1 pseudogene is annotated in these 2562 nt (G+C 71.7%); it reads left to right on the forward strand.

What is annotated here, in order from left to right:
* Positions 1-2562, forward strand: a pseudogene (locus IH44_RS42130) (hypothetical protein); the annotation flags it as partial.

Consider the following 2562-nt stretch of genomic DNA (forward strand, 5'->3'; position numbering starts at 1 on the left):
CGCCCGGAGACCCCCGCCCCCGACCGCCCGTCCACCGAGCCCACCGAGCACGCGCCCACCGAGCACAACGAACACACCGAGCACAACGAACACACCGAGCACAGCGACAGCGCTCCGAAGCCGGAGACCGTCCGCCCGGCGGACGCCGACCGGCTGCGGCAGGAGCTGCCGGGCATGTCGGCGCACGAGCGGGCCCAGGAGCTCGCCAACCTCACGCCGGAGAACCGGCGTTGGCTGGCGCGCGACCCGCAGACCGTGGACGCGCTGCGCAACGGTCTGCCGCCGCACGAGTTCGCCCGGACGGCGTCCGAGCTGCTGGTGCACGTGGACCCGCGGGCCGAACGGGCCGCGTCCGCGCGGCAGGAGGCGCAGCAGCAGGTCGCCCGGATGCTCCAGGACCCGGACACGGCGGCGCGGCTGCTGAAGAGCGGTGCGGACGTGGTGATCGTGCCGAAGGACGTCCGGATGACCGACGTCCCGAGCCTGCACGAGCTGCGCACGGTGCGGAACGACTCCGACGCGGCGGCCGGCCGGGCGTACGACGACATGCGCGGTTCGGGCGGGCGGCACGCGGCGGTCACCGAGGAGAACCTGCTCGGCGAGGACACCTCGATCGGGCACGGCGGACACTACGAGGACGGGTACTCCACCACCACCCACGAGTTCAGCCACACCCTGCACCGGCACGGCCTCGACGAGGCCGGGCAGAAGCTGATCACCGAGACCTTCCGCAAGAAGGACGGCGACCCGGACGCGGTCTGGCCGGACGGCCCGGGCCGGGGCGCGAACGGCGAGAAGAACTACTCGTCCCGCGACGAGCAGGAGTACTTCGCCCAGCTCACCAACACCTACCTCGGCACCAACCACGGCACCGACCCGTACACCGGCGAACCGCGCAACAACGGCGTGGACTGGGTGCGGCACAACGAGCCCGAGATGCTGCCGCTGCTGGAGAAGCTGTACGGCCCGGCCCCGGACCGGCAGGGCGGCGCCAACCCGGTGCACGCCACCGCCGCCGAGAACGACATGTACGCGGGCCTGCGCGAGTTCACGGACCTCGTCGAGGGCAACCACGACACCCCCGAACCGCAACCGCACGAACAACCGCAGCCGCACGCCCGGTTGGACGAGGCCCCGCCGCCCCGCGCCACCGACGACGAACTGCCCGCGCCGCCGCCCGAGCCGTCGCGGCCGCGCCCGAAGATCGAACCGCTGGACAAGCCGCCCACCCCCGACGAGCTGGCGTACATGCACGCCCACCCGAGCGGGGTGGCGATGGTCATCCCGCCGAGCAAGAGCGCGTTCGACCTCGGCGTGAACCGGATGACGAGCAAGTTCCGGAAGGGCCCGCACCAAGACAAGCTGGACCTGTTCAACTCGATCCTCCCGGAGAAGGACCCCAAGCGCGGCAACAGTTCGGCGGAGATCGGGTCGAACAACAAGGCGGAGGTCCGGTACAGCAAGAAGGACCACGCGCTGAAGGTGCAGCAGGACCCGGCGACCTTCATGGCCGTGTACGGCAGCGCGGCCAACCACGTGAACCCCCTGGTCAAGAAGCACCTGCCGCCCGGTCCCGTGGCGAACAACAGGATCCTCGAGGAGGGCAGCCGGCTCGACTACCGCACCAAGGACCACCACGCGCAGCAGGACGTCCGCCGCAACATCCTGGAACGGCTGGCCCACCAGGACGCGCAGGCCGACTGGCACCCGGTGCCCGAGGACGAGGTCGCCGGGCGGCTGGCGGGCTCGCCCTCCGCGCTGGACGGCGCGCAGCGGCTGCTCGCGGACCACGAGGGCATCGTCCTGGGCGAGTCGCACAACCACTCGGCCACCTGGGGGTTCCTCACCGGGAACATGGAGCACCTGAAGAACGCGGGTGTCGACACCATCTACCTGGAAGCACTGAAGGACGAGGCCGCCCAGCCCTTGCTGGACGAGTACCTGAAGAGCCCGGCCGGCACCGCGATGCCGGACAAGCTCAGGCGGCTCGTCGCCAGCTACGACAACCACTACAACGCCGGCTCCAGCGGCACGCTCCGCGGTCTGCTGGAGAGCGCGAAGGGCCAGGGCGTCGACGTCCGCGCCGTGGACGGGTACCCCGCGGCGGCGGACACCCAGAAGTCCACGCAGGAGCAGGAGGCCCGGGCCCGGAGGTTCAACTCGTACGCGCGGCACATCATCGACACGAACGGCAACCCGGGCAAGTACGTCCTCGTCACCGGCATGGCGCACGTCCACGACCACGAGGTCACCGGCGGCGCCCCGATCCGCGGCACGGCCGACATGCTGGGCGTCCCCGGAGTGAAGCTGACCGGCCCGGACGGGAACCTGGCGACGAGCGAGACCAAGTCCGGCGGTCTCCGGCTGAGCCCGGTGCACGACGCCCCGGTGAACGGGGACGCCGTCCAGCCGGTGCACCAGGACGCTGTCCAGCCCGCGAACGAGCAGCCGGTGCAGGAGCAGCCCGCGAACGAGCAGCCGGTGCACGAGCAGCCCGCGAACGAGCAGCCCGTGCAGCAGGACGTCCAGCCCGTGGTGCAGCAGGCGCCGGGCGACCTCCCC

This window comes from Kitasatospora sp. NRRL B-11411 (assembly GCF_000721345.1).
In the GTDB taxonomy this organism is placed as follows: domain Bacteria; phylum Actinomycetota; class Actinomycetes; order Streptomycetales; family Streptomycetaceae; genus Kitasatospora; species Kitasatospora cineracea.